This window comes from Protofrankia sp. BMG5.30, from assembly GCF_001983005.1.
In the GTDB taxonomy this organism is placed as follows: domain Bacteria; phylum Actinomycetota; class Actinomycetes; order Frankiales; family Frankiaceae; genus Protofrankia; species Protofrankia coriariae.
On sequence record NZ_MOME01000032.1, the window covers coordinates 1 to 16889 of the forward strand.

Sequence of the window (16889 nt, forward strand, 5' to 3'; positions counted from 1 at the left end):
GCGCTTCGGTGAGGTAGCGGCGCATCCGTTCGCCGGTGGTCCATTCGGTGCTGGGTTCCTTGCGCGGATCGACGGCGTAGTGCCGGCTGACGATTCCGGACGAGGCCCATACTTTTTCGGCGAGCGGGTTGGCCGCGAAGTGCTCGCGGAAGAATTCCCACAGGTCGTCCTGGTCGACTCGTGGCGGGGTGGCCACGGCGGAACCGACAAGGTACGGCCGCCGGGTGCGGTTGCGAACGGCGGGGGCGTCAGCGAGAAGGGCGGATCGGCTCGGCCGGCCAACTCGCTCCGTCAGTGTTGTCATGTGGTCCTTTCTGGAGTGCGGAGCATTCGGTTGCTGCCAGGAGCCGGTCACGGCCGAGGTCGATGTCGGCCTGGCGTGTCTGTATACGGATACATCGATTTACGGAGGTATCCACCCGGTCGCCGCTGGTTGATCGAATGCCCTGTTCTCGGGCGCTCCCGCTCGGTGAACCGGGGATTTTCGGTCGCCGGCGGCGCGAAAGAAGCATGGTTACGTCGTCTTCGATTCTTCGGTGCGCGGGGAACCAGGGCTTTTCCCGGCCACCACCATCCGTGCCGCCATCGGGCGACGGCACGGATCCCTGGTCACGCTGTCCGGGGACCTCGCTACCCTCCATGGTGCGGGAGACCGATCGGATCGCCGGCCGTGTCGGCCCGCGTCCACTGGACGCGCCCCGATCGGTGGCTGCGTTCTGGCCAGCCGTCCCGGAGGCGAAACAGCCGGCCGCCCGGAGCTTCGGCCGCGGCTGGCGATGTGATCGCGCGGTCATCGTGGGAGCCCACAGCCCGATTCGCCGGCTCCGACCCGCTGACCCCGACCCCAGCGCATCTCCGCTCCTTGAACTGATAAGCGCCAAATCAACCGCTCACTGGATCCAATCTCTTACGCAGAGTAACAGTTGCTGGCAACTCTATGCGATGACTACTAGGAGTCGTGGCAGCGGCGCCTGGAGTGGCTGTCGAGTAATCGGCGGCTGTCTTCCGAGTACCTTCCTGGAAACTGTCGCCTATCTGACAGTGGACGGCGATGTCGCGCTCCCGCCGTGTCCGGGGCTGTCCGCTCGACAGGCGACCGTTTGTAATATTTGTCCAGAAAAAGAAAAAATTTCCGTACCAGTCGGATAGGTGCTCGTACGAGAAGGCCCGGCCCGCCGGGCCGCTGGCGGGGCGGGCAATGCGAGGAATCGGGCGTCCGGCCTCCGGCGCGGTTTCAGTCGGACTGGCCGTCTGATCGCGTGTCGTGGCGGTCCTGCGCGGCGCTGACCAGCTGGGCGTGGTCCCGGATCCAGACGAACAGTTGCTGGAGAGGCCGGGTCAGCCCCTCGCCAAGCGGGGTGAGGCTGTAGCTGACCCTGGGTGGGGACGAGGGCTCCACCGTGCGCTCGACCAAGCCGTCCCGGACGAGGGTGCGCAGCGTCTGGGAGAGCATCTTCTCRCTGATTCCTTCGATCTTCGTCCGCAGTTCGTGGAACCGGAGCGGACCAGCGGCCAGCCCGGTGAGGACCARCACGCCCCAACGGCTGGTGACGTGGTCGAGCACCACGCGAGCGAGGCAGTCGCTGCGGAACGCGTCGTCGGCTGTACCTCCCGGGAGGCTCTCGGGGGGCTGCGGACGTGCCGACACGCCACAGAGCATACCCGGGTATCGCTTCTTACTAAAAGTAAGCTCCTATACTCTGGTTACCAGAGGGGCGACACCGGAGAGTCGAGTCGGGGGCCTGGGACGGAGGCGCGATGAGTGGATCACGCGAGGTGGCGCTGGTCACCGGTGGAGGCCGCGGCATCGGCGCGGCGACAGCCCGCGAACTGGGCCGCCGCGGCTATCATGTAGTGATCAATTTTCGGAGCAACGCCGATRCCGCCCGCGCGGTCGCCCTCGACATCGCGGCCGCGGGGGCGACGGCCGAGTGCGTCCAGGCCGACGTCTGCGATCCTGACCAGGTCGAGCGGATGGTCGACACCGTCCTGGCTGACCGGGGCCACATCGATGTGCTGGTCTGCAACGCCAACACCGTGGCCCCGCCGTTCGCCCCGTTTGCGTCCCTGGCGTGGAAGGACTTCATCGACAAGGTCAGCGGTGAGCTCGCCGGGGCCTTCTTCGTCACCCAGCACGTACTGGCCGCGATGCGACGCCATGGCGGCGGCAGGATCGTGTACGTCTCCAGCACCGCCGCCGACTACGTCGGGCCCGGCAGGCTCGCCCACTCGACGGCGAAGTCGGCGCTGAACACCTTCAGCCGCCATGTTGCCGCGGAAGCGGCGGTGTACGGGGTCACGGTCAACACGATCGCCCCGGGCGGCGTTCGCACCGAGGCGACCGCCGCGGTCCTCACACCCGAGCGCGAGAAGCATCTCGAGGACCACTCGATCCTGGGGCGCGTGCTCGAGCCCGAGGACATCGCCGTGGTGATCGCGCAGACCGTCGACGTGGGTATGCGAGGCGTCACGGGGGCGCTGATCCGCATCGACGCCGGCTTCGGCGTGCTGGTCGGTAGGCCGTCGTCCAGCACGTGACATCCGCGAGAGCGGTCTCTTCGGGGCCATCGACGCCTGGAAACACGGCTCGAAACGCGTTCTTCACGTGACCGGACAGCCATGTGACCGAACAGTCTTTACGACGGTCTTTACGCGCCTGCGCGGCCGGGTGCGACCGGGCCTGTCCCGGCTGCGGTTCCGTCAGCCCGCTCAGTGTGGTGCCCGTCCGATCGCCGTTTTGTGGTCGAACATGCCTTTTCCCGGACGCTGGAAGCATTTTCGGATGTTCCACTTGTTTTTTCCGGCCAGCTCGTCCGGCGGGTGCAAAATTCCGGGCGTGTTCCTGGTTTCGATCGGAAATTTTCTCGGCGGGTCTGGGATTATCCTGAACCTGACCTCGATGTCGAGCGGAGAGGAACTCGATGGCCACACTCAACGAGGATGCCCGGAATCTGCTGAGCCGGCCGGTGTACGCCTGGGTGACCACCCTGCGCCCGGACGGGTCGCCGCACAGCACGGTCGTCTGGGTCGACGTGGATGGCGACGAGATCATTTTCAACACGGCGGTCGGCCGGGCCAAGGAACGGCACCTGCGCAAGGATCCGCGGGTCTCGATCGGTGTGCTCGACCCGGAGGACGCCTACCACCTGGTCAGCGTCTCAGGGACGGCCCGCCTCGAGATCGACAGCGCCGACGCCGTCATCGACCGTCTCGCGAAGAAGTATCTCGGCGTGGACAGCTATCCTTTCCGCCGGCCGGACGAACAGCGGATCACGGTTCGGGTGGAACCGCGGCAGATCATCCACAACACTGGCCGGTGATGGCCGGTGATGGCCGGTGATGGCCGCGGGCCGGACGCACGGCTTCGGTTTCGTCCCGTAGCCGGCCGGGAGCAACCGGCCTGGAGAGGCCTTTCGGATGTTTTCTGGACGCGCCGTCACGAACGTGTCCGGAAACAYCCGCCCGTCGAGAAGTGAAATCCGGCCGTTGGTYGGGCCCGGTGAACTGTTCCGGGGTCGCCGGTCCGGGCCGTTCGGCGACGGGATGGCTGGTGTACGGCTTCATGATTGTCCAGGTGTGATGCTGGTGTTCGGCGCGGTAGGGACCGCGCCAACAGCCGGACGATCTGCCGTCTGCCGCGCGTCGCCAGGTCATGCGCCGTGGATGTTACGTGCCCTGAGTGTTTACGTGCCCGGTTGTGCGCAGCGGGGGCGGGGCCCACTCCAGAGGAACTCCGGGTGGCCGCTTTTCGTGATCATATGTTTGTCGCGCGTCCCGGAATGCCGGACTGGTGCCCGGGAGGGTGGGTGGTGCCCGGGAGGGTGGTGACGGCCTGATTTGACACCCGAACCGGGAACCGTTTCCATTACGTGGTTGTCGTCCCCAGGATGGAGTCGTCCCACGTATGTCCCGGATTCGTTCGTCCGCAGGCGTCGTCAGCGTCCACCGCGCTGCCGGTCTCGCGCTGCTCGCGCTGCTCGCCCTGTTCGTCGCCGGCTGTGGCTCCGATGATGACGATGGGCCCGCGTCGGCGGCGCCGCCGGAGAAGCTCCAGGTGGTGGCCACGACCACCCAGGTCGCCGACTTCGTGCGGGCGGTGGGCGGTGACCGGGTCCAGGTGACACAGATCCTGCGGCCCAACGTCGACCCGCACGACTACGAGCCCTCACCGGCCGATGTCAAGGCGATCGGTGAGGCCGACGTACTGGTGGCCAACGGTGTCGGCCTGGAGAAGTGGCTCGACGAGACGATCGCTTCCGCGGGTTTCGAAGGCACCCGGGTCGACGCCAGCCGAGGTGTGAAGATCCGTCCGGGCAACGGTGAGGAAGAGGAGAAGGACGGGGATCCGCACATCTGGCACAACCCGCTCAACGTCAAGATCATGACTGCTGACATCGAGCAGGCGTTCACCGCCGCGGACCCGGCCGGGGCCGCCGCCTACCAGGCCAACCGCGCCGCCTACGACGGCAGGCTCGACGCGCTGGACGCCGACATCAGGCGACAGATCGACTCGCTGCCGCCCGCCAACCGCAAGCTGGTGACCAATCACGACGCGTTCGRCTACTACGTCGACCGGTACCAGCTGACCTTTGTCGGGTCGATCATCCCGAGTTTCGACACGTCGGCGGAGCTGTCCGGTCGCGACATCAGCGATCTCGTGGACAAGATCAAATCTACCGGGGCCAAAGCGGTCTTCTCCGAGTCGTCGCTGCCGCCGAACACGGCTGAGACGATCGGTCGGGAGGCCGGCGTCAAGGTGGTGGCGGGTGAGGACTCCCTGTACGGCGACACCCTTGGCCCGCAGGGCTCGGACGGTGCGACCTACCTGCAGATGGAGGAGCACAACACCAGGACAATCGTCAACGCTCTGAAATGAGCTGCAATGATGCGTTGACGTGACGGCTGGCACGGGGCCGATATGACGGCCGGCACGGGGGCCGGCACGGGGGCCGGCACGGGGGCCGGCACGGGGGCCGGCACGGGGGCCGGCACGGGGGCGAGGTGGGACCTGACCCGGGCCTGAGGATCCTTCGGATGGGCTGGAGCGGGGCCGGTCCGGGACGGGGCTGCTGAAGTTGTGAACCGCGACAGGCCGTCGGGGTCTGAGGTGAGGCATGGTGAAGTGAAGCAACAGGTGGTCGACTCCCAGGTCAGCGCCGACGCCGACGCCAGCGCCGACGTCGGCGTCGGCACAGTCCCGGTGAACGCTGACGACAGCCCCTCCCCCGCTGTGGTCTTCGATCGCGCAAGCGTCGCCTACGGCCGGGTGCCCGTCCTCGAGGACGTGGACGGGGTGGTGCGCGCGGGGCACATGGTTGCCCTCATCGGCCCGAACGGGGGCGGCAAGTCGACCCTGATCAAGGCGATCCTCGGGCTCGTCCCGGTCGTCCGCGGCCGCATCCAGGTGCTCGGCCGGACACCGGCCCGGGCCCGTCAGGACGTCGCCTACGTCCCGCAGGCCGACGTCCTGGATCCGGATTTTCCGGTCTCCGTCAGCCAGGTCGTGCTGATGGGCCGTTACCGCCAGATCGGCTGGGTACGCCGGCCGCGTCGGTCCGACCGGCTRATCGCCGCCGAGGCGCTGGCCGCGGTGGGACTCGCCCACCGCGGTGGCGACCGTTTCGGCACCTTGTCCGGTGGTCAGCGGCAGCGGGTGCTGCTCGCCCGAGCGATGACCCAGCAGCCCAGGCTGTTGCTGCTGGACGAGCCGTTCAACGGGGTGGACACGCTCTCCCAGCAGGCGCTGCTGTCAGCGATCGATGGTCTGCGCGCGGCCGGTACCACCGTTGTCATCAGCACCCACGACCTGTCCCTGGCGCACCTGGCCTGCGATGACGTCTGCCTGGTCAACCGGCACCAGTTCGGTTTCGGCCCGACCGCGGCGACGCTCACCCCCGAGCGACTGCGGGCGGCCTACGGCAGCGCCGCGCTCGAGCTGCGGGGCGAAGGTGTCATCGTTGCCCATCCGTGAGCCGACCGTCCATGAGCCGACCATCCGTAAGGTGACCATCCCCGAGCCACCCGGCATGAGCCGTACCTGGGCGCATCGCCCGTTCCCGGATCGTCCGCCGGCAGCGGAGCCGTCGGTGGGAGGGGCGCCGGCACGGGGGTCGGCGACGGATGCGTCGGCAAGGAGCGTCCGGACAGGGGATGCGCCGACGAGGGATCCGCTGTGCTGAGCCGGTTGCTGCTGGATCCGTTCGCGCTGCCGTTCATGCGGCGGGCGCTGATCGAGGTGCTGCTGCTCGGCGCGCTGGCGGGGGGCGTCGGAGTGTTCGTGGTGCTGCGCCGGCTGGCCTTTCTCGCGGACGCGCTCACCCACGCGGTCTTCCCCGGCGTCGTCATCGGCTATCTGGTGTCGGGGCAGTCCGGGATCGTCCCAGGGGCACTGGTCTTCGCGGTCCTGGCCGCGGTGCTGTTCACCGTTGCCGCGGCCAGGGCGCGGGTGGGCCAGGACGCCGCGCTCGCGATCCTGCTGACCTCGTTCTTCGGGCTGGGGGTCGTGCTCGTGTCGCGGCAGCGGTCCTACACCGCCGACCTGACGACGTTCCTGTTCGGCCGGGTGCTCACCGTCGACTCCGCCCAGATCACGCAGACGGCGGTAGTGGCCGTGGCGGTCGGCCTGGTGCTGTACGCGCTGCGCAAGGAGTTGCTGCTGCGGACGTTCGACCAGCAGACCGCGCAGGCCATGGGCTATCGCGTGGTGCTGCTCGACCTCGTCCTGAACCTGATGATCGCTCTGGTCGTCGTCGCCGCGGTCAAGGCCGTCGGGACGATCCTGAGCATCGCGCTCCTGGTCGTTCCGGCGGCCGCCGCCCGACTGCTCTCCGACCGCCTGCTGGTCGTGACCGGGCTCGCGGTCCTCTTCGGCATGCTCGGCGGCTGGCTGGGGCTCGCGGCCAGCTACGAGGCGTCGATCAACCACGGGGTGCGGCTCGCCTCGGGAGCCACGGTCGTGCTCGCGCTGGTCGTGTTCTACCTGCTCGCGTTGGGCGTCGGCCCGCTCGTCCGGCGCCGCTGGCGGCGGGGCGCGCGGCTGCCGGAGGATGTCGCGGACGTCGACGAGCTGCCGGCCGGCCGGCTTGCCCCGGGGGCCCGTACGGGCGGAGGCGTCCGGTAGATGGCCGCCCTGGACCTGCTGTCGGATTCCTACACCCGCCGCGCCCTGGTCGAGGCGGTGTTCGTCGGTGCGCTGTGCGGTGCGGTCGGCGTGCACGTGGTGCTGCGGCGGCTGAGCTTCTTCGCGATGGCGATGACGCACGCCACCTTCCCGGGGGTGGTGCTCGCGGCGATCCTGGGGATCAACCTCTACCTCGGTTCGGGGGTTTTCGGCTTCCTGGTGGTTCTTGCCGTGGCCGCGCTGTCGGCCCGCGGTGAGAACACGAGCGTCACCGGCGTCGTGCTGTCCGGCAGCTTCGCCCTCGGGGTGCTGCTGTTGTCGGCCCAGTCGGGGTTCACCAGGGATCTCACCGCCTACCTGGTCGGATCCATCCTCACCGTGCAGGCCGACGACCTGGTGACCTCCGGGATTGTCGCGGCCGTCGTGCTGGTGGTGCTGGCGCTGCTGTCCAAGGAACTCGTCTTCGGTGCCTTCGACCGGGACGCGACCGTCGCGGCCGGCTATCCGGCCGGCCGGCTCGACGTCGTCTTCCTGTTGCTGGTCGAGGTGACGATCGTGACCTCGGTGCCGGCGGTGGGGACGATCCTGTCGGTCGCGCTGATCGTGGCGCCAGCGGCGACGGCCCGGCTGTGGTGCGACAGCGTGCGGGGCATGACCATGCTCTCGGTCGCACTCGGGGTCGCCAGCGGTGTCATCGGCCTGGCGATCAGCCAGCAGTGGTCCGTGGCGGCCGGCGGCGCGATCGTGCTCACCGCTTCGGGGATCTTCGCGTTGTCGGTGCTGCTCGCGCCCGCCGTCGGGACGCCGGCCCGCCGCCGGCAGGCCCGCCCGGGGGCGCGGACGACCATGGGTGCCGCGGGCGAGGAGGGTTCGCTGCCCGGGCCCGGCGGCGGCGCGCCCACGCGCGGCGGTACGCCGGGTCCGGTAGCCAGTGGCGGAACCAACAGTCGATGATCAGCAGTTGACGAACTCCGGCTGCTGGTTGAGTACCTGGCTCTCGTTGGAAACGAACCGCCGGTACTGCTCCCCGCCGACGGCCTGTGGGCGGAACGCGGCCAGGCGGTGACAGTTCTGGAAGGCGAGCGCCACGCCGAAGCGCTGTTCCAGCGCGGCCCGGATGGAGGTGCTCGCCATCGCCCGCAGCAGCTGCCCCTGCGCCGCGTCGTCCGGCGGCGGGACGAGGTTGTCCGTGAAGTCGCGATCGCTGCCGGGCAGCTCGCCGGCGAGCCGTTCGACCAGTTCGTAGGCATACGGCAGCGAGTCGCGCACACAGGTGAGGAAGGCGTCGTCCGGAACGTGGCCGCGTTCGGCCTGGGCGAGCAGATCGGGGGAGACGGTCAGAGACACGGAACCTCCTGGGACGGCTCGGGGGCGGTTCATCCGAGCCGCACTGTCTCCGATTTGGAAACCATTGTCAATACGGATTGCATCGAGGTGGTCGCGGAGCGGTTACCTCGATGTCAGGGCGCGGGGATGCCCCACMCACCGGTACCGCCAGCGATCAGCAGTGCCGGTGGGCCGGTCGGACGATAGCCCGATCGGCCGGTGGGCCTGATGATCATCCGATCAGTGTCATGAGCTCGCGGCCGTCCACCCAGGTGCCGGTGGCGTCGACAAACCCTCCGTCCGACCACCGCAGAATGCGTACCGCCGTGTTGCAGACCGCCGGGAACGCTTTTATAAGGGTGCCGTCACAGGTGAACGAATGGGCCATCACGTTCGGATGATCCCGGGCTGCCCTAAATGCGTTCCGAAGATCTCCAGGGGTTGTCTGTGTGATTTCAGTGAGCAGTGAACGCGCCGCGAGAACGGTCGAGAAAGATGCCTGTGACAATGGCGAGCGTGATGCTTCCGGCACATTCTCGCGAAATGCTCTGGAATCCTGGTCGCCGCCGGTGGCGTCGAGTGGAAGATAGCCGGATGCGAAGTTCATGTTACCGGTGGCCTGGCCGCCGGCACGCGCCACCGCGGCCGTCGCGCAGGAGCCGACGAAGTATATCGGTGCTTTCACCTGAAGGCTGCCCGCGACCTGGGCTATACGGGCACACGACTGAGCCGGGAAAACAACGACAATCGCGTCCGGGTTTCCGGACGCGACCTGGCTGACAGCCGGGGCGAAGTCCGCCGTGTCAACTTTCTCCGGCACCAGCCGGACCTCCGACACCCCTTTTTTCTGCAGAATGCTCCTGGATCCCTGGATGGCGGCGGTCAACAGCCCGGGCAGGTCCGCGTACAGGGCATGGACCTTTGTGACATGTTTGGTGGTGGTCAGATAATCGGTAATTCCGAGCAGTTCCGTGAGCGTGCCGCCGGTCAGCGAGAAGGAGTTGGGCGAGCTCAGCTCCCCGCTCAGCTGGGGTGATCCGCTGACATAGGGAATGCTGGCCTGCTGGTAGAGCGGCATGGCCGCCTCGGTGCTCAGATCCACCCCGCCGATCACGGCCACGGGGTCGGCGGCTATGAGCCGGTTGGCACAGTCCTGGGACGACTCCGGTGAGCCATTTGTTGCACAGGGGACGAGTTCAAGCGGTCGGCCGTGAACCCCGCCGAGCGCCGCGTTGGCGTAGGCAACGGCGCTCTCGGCGGCTATTCGTGTCTCGGGAAACGACCCGAGCGGGGTGTTCTCCATGGAGACGAAGCCGATCTTGACAGGCGGTCCGTTCAGGTGGTTTGCGGGCTGACCTGGGCTGTTGGAGCCGCTGCCGCGCTGGCTGGTGCACCCGGCGAGGACGGCCAACGTGACTGCGGCTGCTGCGACGACACGGCGGGACAGCGTCATATTGCCAGAAGTTACACTGCCTTAGCCCACAAGGCACCGTGTTGGTCCACAACAGGCTGCCCTGTCGATTGGAGAGCGCTGTGTCCACGTATGTCGCGGCACTGATCCTGGGTCTGGGCGCGGGCGCGGTGTATGCGGCGCTGGGACTTGGGCTGGTGCTGATACACCGTGCCTCGGGGGTGGTCAATGTTGCGCACGCCGCATTCGCAATGTACGCCACCTACCAGTATGCGGAACTGCGGGACGTGGGGGACATCGTCCTGCCTGTCGTGGGTCTTCCGCCCCGTATTCATCTGACCAACAGTCCCACCTTTGCGCTGGCGTTGACCGTGTCACTGGCCATGACCGCGCTGCTCGGCCTGCTTGTGTATTTTCTCATATTTCGGCCGCTCCGGCACGCCCCGCCGGCCCTGTCCCTGGTCGCCTCGGTCGGTCTCATGATCGCCCTGCAGGCGCTGGCGGTGCTACAGTTCGGGTCGGACAACAGATTCATTGATTCCGTACTTCCGCAGAAATCCTTCTCCGCGTTCGGGGTGACCGTTCCGGTCGACCGTCCGCTGCTCGCGATACTGGTCACGGGTATCGGAATGATCATGTGGGCGGTGTCCCGCTGGACGCTGTTCGGGCTCGCCACCAAGGCGGTCGCCGAATCCGACGAGGCGGTGGAACAGTTCGGTTACCGGCCGGAGGCCGTCGCCGCGGTGAGCTGGGTTGTGGCGTCCGTGCTCGGCGCGCTCGCCGGAATACTCGTCGCCCCGATCAGCGTGCTGAGCCCGTCCACCTACACCCTGTTCATTGTTCCCGCGCTCGCGGCGGCRCTGCTCGGTGGGCTGTCGTCGTTCGGCGCCACTATTGTCGGCGCGTTGCTGCTCGGCATGCTCCAGTCGGTTCTCCTGCCCCTGCAGCACGACGTCCCGTGGCTCAACCAGCCCGGTCTGCGGACGCTGTTCCCGTTGCTCGTTCTCATCGTCGTCGCGGTCACCCGTGGCCAGCTCATACCCGGGCGGGCCAGGGCCGTGTCAGCGGTCGCGCGGCTGCCCCGCGCGGAGCAGACCGGGCGTCCGTTGCGCGATCTCGCCATCCTCGTACCGGCCGGAATGATCGCACTGCTCGTTCTCACCGGCCCCTACCGGCTGGGTCTGGAACGCAGCCTGGCCGCCGCCGTGGTGTGCCTGTCCTTCGTCGTGCTGACCGGGTTTGCCGGCCAGCTCTCCCTCGCGCAGATGTCACTGGCCGGGGTGGCCGGATTCCTGCTGGCCCGGTTGCAGGGTGGCCTCGGTGTGCCGTTCCCGCTCGCGCCGCTGCTCGCCACCGCGGCGGCCACCGCCGCGGGCCTGGTGCTCGGGGCGTTGTCACGGCGGATACGAGGGGTCGATCTCGCCATCGTCACGCTCACCGCCGGGGTCGCCTTCCAAGAGATCGTCTTTGTGAATCCGTTGATTACCGGTGGGCTTGCCGGCTCGGTCGTCCCGCCGCCGAAGCTTTTCGGCCTCGATCTCGGCGTGGCCGGGAAGGGCTTCCCACGGCTGGAGTACGGGCTGCTCTGCCTTGCCGTGTTCGCGCTGTGCGGCTTCGCGGTGGCCCGGCTGCGCGTGTCCACGTCGGGCCTGCGCATGCTCGCGGTCCGCTCCAACGAGCGGGCGGCCTCGGCCGTGGGYGTCGACGCGGCCCGGACCAAGCTGCTCGCGTCCGCCGTCTCCGCCGGGATCGCCGGCCTCGGYGGATGCCTCATCGGTTACGGTCAGGGCAGGCTGTCGTTCGACTCCTTCGGGGTGTTCGCGTCCCTGTTCTTCCTGGCGATCGCGTCGGTCGGCGGGGTGATGAGCGTGCGCGGGGCGATGCTGGGCGGCCTGCTGGCCCCCGGCGGTGTGGTGTTCACGGTGCTCGACAACTTCGGCCATCTCGCGCGCTACCAGTCGTTGCTGTGCGGTGTGGCCCTGGYCGTCCTGGCGGTGGTACGTCCGGAAGGACTTGCCTACGATCCGCGACAATCGAAGCCGACCCGACGGTTGGCCCGACATGCCGAGGTGGCCCGGTGACCATACGTCTGGACGTCGACGGGCTGTGCGTCCGCTACGGGAAGGTCGAGATCGTCCACGACGTGTCGTTCGCTCTGCGTGCCGGTCGGGTGACCGGCCTCATCGGGCCGAACGGCGCCGGGAAGACCACTCTGATAGACGCGATCACTGGGTTCACTCCGTCCAGCGCCGGCCGGATCGTCCTGGACGGGACGGTGCTGAACCCGCTGCCGCCGCACGAGCGGTTCCGCCGGGGCCTGGCCCGCACCTTCCAGTCGCTGGAGCTGTTCGAGGATCTCTCCGTTGCCGAGAACCTGGCGGTCGCCGGGCCGGAACCCGCCTGGACACTGGAGCTGGGTTCGGTCGCGGACCAGCAGCCGGCCATGCTCAACCACGACGAACGGCTCGCCGTCGGCCTTGGCCGTGCGCTGGCCGCGGGCGGTCAGGTGCTGCTGGTGGACGAGCCGGCGGCTGGTCTGGACTCGACTGCCCGGTCCGTCCTCACCGGTCGGATACGACGACTGGCTGAACGTGGCTGCGCGATCCTGCTCGTCGACCACGACATCAAGCTGGTCTTCGAGGCCTGCGACGACGTCGTGGTGCTCAGTGGCGGCCGGGTGGTCGCGCACGGCCCGCCGGCGGAGGTCCGTGAGCGCGCCGAGGTCCGCGAGATCTACCTCGGCGCTCCGCCGGCCAGCACGGTACGGCTGCCCACACAGGCCCGGCCGGAGCGGGCGCTGGTCGTCGAGAAGGTCGTCAGCGGGTACGCGGGTGTCCCCGTGCTGCACGACCTTTCGCTCGAGGTCCGGGCCGGCGAGGTCGTCGCCCTGCTGGGGCCCAACGGTGGCGGCAAGACGACCCTGGTCCGCACGGTGGCCGGGACGATCGCGCCGTTTGGCGGCCGGGTGACCGTGCTCGGGCAGCCGGCGCGGCGGGCGCACCCGGCCAGGCTCGCCCGCCGCGGCCTGGCGGTGGTGCCGCAGGGCGGCACACCGCTGCGCGGCCTGACGGTCCGCCAGATCCTGCGGTTGGCTGTCGGCCGTCGGCCCGGTGACCAGATTGAGAAGACGCTGGAGAGCTTCCCCACCCTGCGTCCGCTGCTCGACCGGGGCAGCGGCGAGCTCTCCGGGGGCGAGAGGCAGCAGCTCGCGCTGGCCAGCGCCGTCGCCCGCCGGCCACGGCTGCTGCTGGTCGACGAGTTCTCCGCCGGCCTGGCGACCGATCTCGCACTCAGCCTGCTGGCCGTTCTGCGCCGGCTGGCGGACGAGCACGGCACCGGCATTCTGCTGATCGAGCAGCATGTGTCGCTCGCCCTCGCCGCGGCGGACCGCGGGTACATCCTCGACCGGGGCCGGATAGCCTTCAGCGACACCGCGGCGGCTCTCGCCGCCGATCCCGACCTGATCAACGCAAGCTACTTCGGGATGGGTTAGAGCGTGCTCCGGTCGAAGGCCCACAGGCTGTGGCCGGCGCGGTCGCGGCCGGCGGCTGCGCTCCTCGGCCGGTGGCTCCGGATCCGGAAGGGATCTCGCACGTGGGTGGACGGGAACGGGCAGCGGTATGAATGACCATGGTCCGGCGGCTGGAACGCCCACGCCGGCCGGGACAGCCCGTCCGGGCAGCGTGCTCGCGGTGATGGCTCATCCCGACGACGCGGAGCTGTGGGCCGGCGGCACCCTCGCCCTGCACGCTCGGGCCGCCGGGGTCACCATCGCCGTCCCGCGCAACACCGCCGACCGGATGGCCGAGGCCGCGGCGGGGGCGCGCGTTCTCGGCGCGCGCCTGCACGTTCTCGACCCGGAACGGCTCGCCGTCGAAATCCAGGAGCTGTTGGTCGATCTTTGTCCCGAGATTGTGGTGACCCATCCGCCAGCCGATGTCCATCCGCGCCACCGGCGGGTCGCCGCGGCCGTGCTCGAGGCGCTGCCGCGGGCGGTGCTTGCCACCGGCCGTCCGCGCCGGCTCTACACCTGCGACAGCTACAACTCCCTGACCATGGACGGCCCGGTGCGGGCCACCGCGATCGTCGATGTCACGGCCACCTTCGACGTCAAGCTCCAGGCGCTGCGCGCGCACGGTGGCACCCAGCCGATCGGTGAGGAGTTCGCTCCCATGGCCGAGAATCTCGGCCGGCTGTGGGGCGCCCGGATCGGAGTCGCCTACGCCGAGGGCTTTGTGGCCCTGCCCGTCCTGGGACGGTTGCCCGGTGCGACCTGTCTCTGACGGCTCGCCGAGGGCCAGAAAAATCGATCTTGTTTGATGGGCCTTCCGTTTGGTTGATCTTCATGAGCGTGGATCGACATTCGGATGATCAGTATCCACCGGGCCCGACCCGGGGACGCGACTGAATCGATCATGTTTTTCCGTGGCGGGCCCGTGGGGCCGGCCGTCCGGTCGGGCCGGTGGCGGGCGCGCGTGAATACCGGTGTGGATGGAATACCCACCGCATACCCACCGGGCGCCGGCCATCCGATCGCGTGGACAAACCCGGGCGGCCCGCCCGGGCGTGACCTGGCTATCAGTTTCCCGGCGCGGTGGCGGGGCAGAAAGGCCCTGAAGATCCGGACTCTTCCGCCGCTGTCTTACCGGCTGCCCCGTTCGCGGTGTGGTCGAGGTGGACCCCGCGGATGGGCATTTGGCGGGACACTTCGGGCATATTTAACTCTCCGTAATCGCCATTACCGTAAGGATCGGGATCGTCGCTCATGGGAGCCGTCGACGGAGATCATATATGTGATCCCTGAGTGCTCCCCGGAAGATTGGATCTTGGAAATTTGGCCTTGGGTTGTCCCGGATTGATCCTTGCGTATGACGAGTATCACACCATTGACAATGACTCTGAAGATCATTCAATTGTGCTGAATCGGGTGTTCGGGGCAAAAGGGAAGGAGGCAGTCGGGGCGATGATGTCGTCCCGACTGCCTCCGAGGCCCTCGGCGCCTTGTCCGGCGCCGGAGCGGGGGCCGGTTCCTGTTACGGAGACCAGCTATTATGTCGCCGTCAGTAATCAGGCGGTCTGAGCCTGCCGGCTCCGTCCGACCGATGGAACCGATCCGATCGGAGCCTCTGGCGTGGAAGGATCATGACTGTGTTGCCTGTGAACCGTCAGGCTGAGCCGACGGCGGTCAGCGCGACGCGGGCGTGGTCCGTGAGATCGGCGGCTCCGGGGTATCCGGTAAGTTCGATCTCACGGCACAGCGTCGCCACATCTCTGCCAGCCATACCGGAGTCGAGAAGGGCTGCCTGTTCGACGGCCTGATGGCCGAGTTGAACCGCCGCTTCGGCATCTCCGGCCCGCACGTGCGCGACGCCCAACCTGGTCATGGCTTCCACGCGGGCGCGTGGGAAATCACCGGCCAGACCCTCGGCCGCGGCATCCAGGTAGGGAATCGCGGCGGCCCCGTCGCCACTGGACAACAACGCCTCACCGGCGAACAGTGAAATGCAGGGCGGCACGCACCAGTAAATATGCGGCGGATCCTCCGCCGGCTGGGACTGATTGATGAGGTGAACCGCGTCCTCGGCAGTTCTTGCGGCCGAGGCGCTTTCACCCGCGCGACCGTACGCGAGAGCGAGTGCGCCGGAGATAGCTGCTTTCTCGGTGGCGGTCATCGCCGTGCGGGCGCCGGCCTGAGYCGAGCGGAGCATGGTGATGGCGTCGTTCGGGTCGCCGTACCAGGACGCCTGCTCGGCCATGCAGCGCAGGATGTTGGCCCCCAGCGCCGGCTGCCCGGCCTCCCCAGCAGCCCGTAGCGCCACCATCCACAGCCGCTGGGCACCCCCGTGGTAGCCGCTGTCGAACGCCGCCCAGCCGGCCAGCCGGGCGAGCTCGGCGGCCACGGCGTACAGCCGTGCCTCGTGGGCGTGGCCGTACAGCGCGGTCCGCAGGACGCGTACGGCGACCCGCAGCTCCGCCATGGACAGCTCGTATATGTCATCTCCTCCGAGAACGTCATCCATTCGGCGAAGCGTTTCGACCCGCCGCTCGAAGCCGGCGACGAGCGAGTCGCTCACACGCTTTCCCTCGAGTGTCGCGGCGAGCCCGGCTGAATCGGTCATGAGCCAGTGGTGCGCGACCGATGTCAGTGCCACGCCGGACACACTTAGAAACTTCCGCCTTTCCATGTTGGCGGTCACCTCCTCGAACCCGACGTTCAATCCGTCAGGTCTCCACAGAAGGTCGAGATCGGCGTCTGCCCATCGAGCCTCCCCATCGTCAACTGAATTGGACAGGAGTGCCAGGGCCCCGCTTTCGGGCCCGGTGTAGTCGCACGCCCAGCCTAGGGCAACGACATTCGTGCAGTAATAGCGAGCAAGGAGATCACAGTGTTCCCAGCTTGGGCGCTTGCCGCCCTCGTACTCCGAGAGGCGCTGTGCGGTCAACGCATCCCACGGTCTACCGATGTCCTCGGCGAGACTCTTGATCTCTTCCGCTGCCCGCGCCAGAGACAGGCCGCGGATCTGGCGTGCATGCTGCAACGGACCGATGGTAACCCTTCGAGGAGGCATCTGACCTTCTCCCATTTGGCCGTCATGTCAAGGCATGTACTCGGAACGTAGCCAACCCCCCCACCGGAGTCTAAGGACCCGCGGTCACCTGTGGTGAGTCGTTGTTCCTGGTTGGTCCGCGGAGGAGCACCTTGATTTTTCCCGGATTCCGCCCCCGTGGGTATTCGTCGGCCCCGTATGCGGCCCCGGCCGGAACCCCGCCGCGGCGGGACTCGGGCGCACGCGGAGTATCCGGACGGTGATCGTGCGGATCTGCGAACTGGCCGGTAGCTGTACCGTCGGGCCCTGAATTCCACCATCCCGAACGAACTGGGAACACCGACTGTTGTTCTCCAGGCCTTATTTCCGGGTTCCGCGGGTCTCCGTGGGTGCTATTCCCGGATCCTGCGTTCTGAAACATTGTGAGTAGACAGCAACATGGGCCGGCCGTACGCTTCTGCTCGATTTAGTCGTCATGTCGACG

General features: G+C 68.1%; 13 protein-coding genes and 1 pseudogene. 9 read left to right on the forward strand and 5 right to left on the reverse strand.

The window, feature by feature from the left end:
- Positions 1-196 (reverse strand): annotated as a pseudogene (locus tag BL254_RS27810) (type III polyketide synthase); the annotation flags it as partial.
- A 1038-nt stretch (positions 197-1234) separates the two neighbouring features.
- Positions 1235-1660: a helix-turn-helix domain-containing protein gene (locus BL254_RS16875; protein ID WP_047223106.1), complete on the reverse strand. Its 426-nt coding sequence runs from the start codon at positions 1658-1660 to the stop codon at positions 1235-1237.
- Between the two features lie 98 nt (positions 1661-1758).
- On the opposite strand from BL254_RS16875, the gene BL254_RS16880 reads away from it, so the two are divergent.
- The 6 genes from BL254_RS16880 to BL254_RS16910 all read left to right on the forward strand — a co-directional run bounded on the left by BL254_RS16880 (position 1759) and on the right by BL254_RS16910 (position 8074).
- Positions 1759-2538 carry an SDR family NAD(P)-dependent oxidoreductase gene (locus BL254_RS16880; RefSeq protein ID WP_076844008.1) on the forward strand — a complete coding sequence of 260 codons (780 nt, stop codon included), beginning with the start codon at positions 1759-1761 and terminating at the stop codon, positions 2536-2538.
- 383 nt (positions 2539-2921) lie between these two features.
- Positions 2922-3320 (forward strand): PPOX class F420-dependent oxidoreductase, encoded by a 399-nt coding sequence (locus BL254_RS16885; RefSeq protein ID WP_047223104.1) that lies wholly within the window; start codon positions 2922-2924, stop codon positions 3318-3320.
- 584 nt (positions 3321-3904) lie between these two features.
- On the forward strand, positions 3905-4876 hold the full coding sequence (locus tag BL254_RS16890; RefSeq protein WP_076844010.1) for a metal ABC transporter substrate-binding protein: 972 nt from the start codon (positions 3905-3907) through the stop codon (positions 4874-4876).
- A gap of 246 nt (positions 4877-5122) precedes the next feature.
- Positions 5123-5971, forward strand: a complete 849-nt coding sequence (locus BL254_RS16900; protein WP_083731160.1) for a metal ABC transporter ATP-binding protein — start codon at positions 5123-5125, stop codon at positions 5969-5971.
- A gap of 201 nt (positions 5972-6172) precedes the next feature.
- Positions 6173-7120, forward strand: coding sequence for a metal ABC transporter permease (locus BL254_RS16905; protein WP_076844014.1), 948 nt, complete (start codon positions 6173-6175; stop codon positions 7118-7120).
- Complete coding sequence (locus BL254_RS16910; RefSeq protein ID WP_076844015.1) at positions 7121-8074, forward strand: metal ABC transporter permease; 954 nt, start codon at positions 7121-7123, stop codon at positions 8072-8074.
- Here BL254_RS16910 and BL254_RS16915 read toward each other — a convergent pair whose 3' ends face one another.
- Positions 8075-8467: an SCO5389 family protein gene (locus BL254_RS16915; protein WP_047223102.1), complete on the reverse strand. Its 393-nt coding sequence runs from the start codon at positions 8465-8467 to the stop codon at positions 8075-8077.
- 211 nt (positions 8468-8678) lie between these two features.
- A complete protein-coding gene (locus tag BL254_RS16920; protein ID WP_047223101.1) occupies positions 8679-9899 on the reverse strand; it encodes an ABC transporter substrate-binding protein in 1221 nt (406 codons plus the stop codon).
- An 80-nt stretch (positions 9900-9979) separates the two neighbouring features.
- Here BL254_RS16920 and BL254_RS16925 point away from each other — a divergent pair, with 80 nt between their 5' ends.
- The 3 genes from BL254_RS16925 to BL254_RS16935 all read left to right on the forward strand — a co-directional run bounded on the left by BL254_RS16925 (position 9980) and on the right by BL254_RS16935 (position 14140).
- On the forward strand, positions 9980-11938 hold the full coding sequence (locus BL254_RS16925; RefSeq protein ID WP_076844017.1) for an ABC transporter permease subunit: 1959 nt from the start codon (positions 9980-9982) through the stop codon (positions 11936-11938).
- Positions 11935-13350 (forward strand): ATP-binding cassette domain-containing protein, encoded by a 1416-nt coding sequence (locus tag BL254_RS16930; protein WP_013875333.1) that lies wholly within the window; start codon positions 11935-11937, stop codon positions 13348-13350. The genes BL254_RS16925 and BL254_RS16930 overlap by 4 nt, the downstream gene beginning before the upstream one ends.
- A 127-nt stretch (positions 13351-13477) precedes the next feature.
- Positions 13478-14140, forward strand: coding sequence for a PIG-L deacetylase family protein (locus tag BL254_RS16935; RefSeq protein WP_047223099.1), 663 nt, complete (start codon positions 13478-13480; stop codon positions 14138-14140).
- Positions 14141-15022: 882 nt separating this feature from the next.
- On the opposite strand, the gene BL254_RS16940 is transcribed toward BL254_RS16935, so the two are convergent.
- Positions 15023-16441 (reverse strand): hypothetical protein, encoded by a 1419-nt coding sequence (locus BL254_RS16940; RefSeq protein WP_076844019.1) that lies wholly within the window; start codon positions 16439-16441, stop codon positions 15023-15025.
- Positions 16442-16889 lie beyond the last annotated feature (448 nt).

Bases quoted from the DNA above. Each gene is read 5' to 3' on its own strand.
- BL254_RS16885 (WP_047223104.1), top strand. From the start codon at position 2,922: ATGGCCACACTCAACGAGGATGCCCGGAATCTGCTGAGCCGGCCGGTG.
- BL254_RS16910 (WP_076844015.1), top strand. From the start codon at position 7,121: ATGGCCGCCCTGGACCTGCTGTCGGATTCCTACACCCGCCGCGCCCTG.
- BL254_RS16935 (WP_047223099.1), top strand. From the start codon at position 13,478: ATGAATGACCATGGTCCGGCGGCTGGAACGCCCACGCCGGCCGGGACA.
- BL254_RS16920 (WP_047223101.1), bottom strand. From the start codon at position 9,899: ATGACGCTGTCCCGCCGTGTCGTCGCAGCAGCCGCAGTCACGTTGGCC.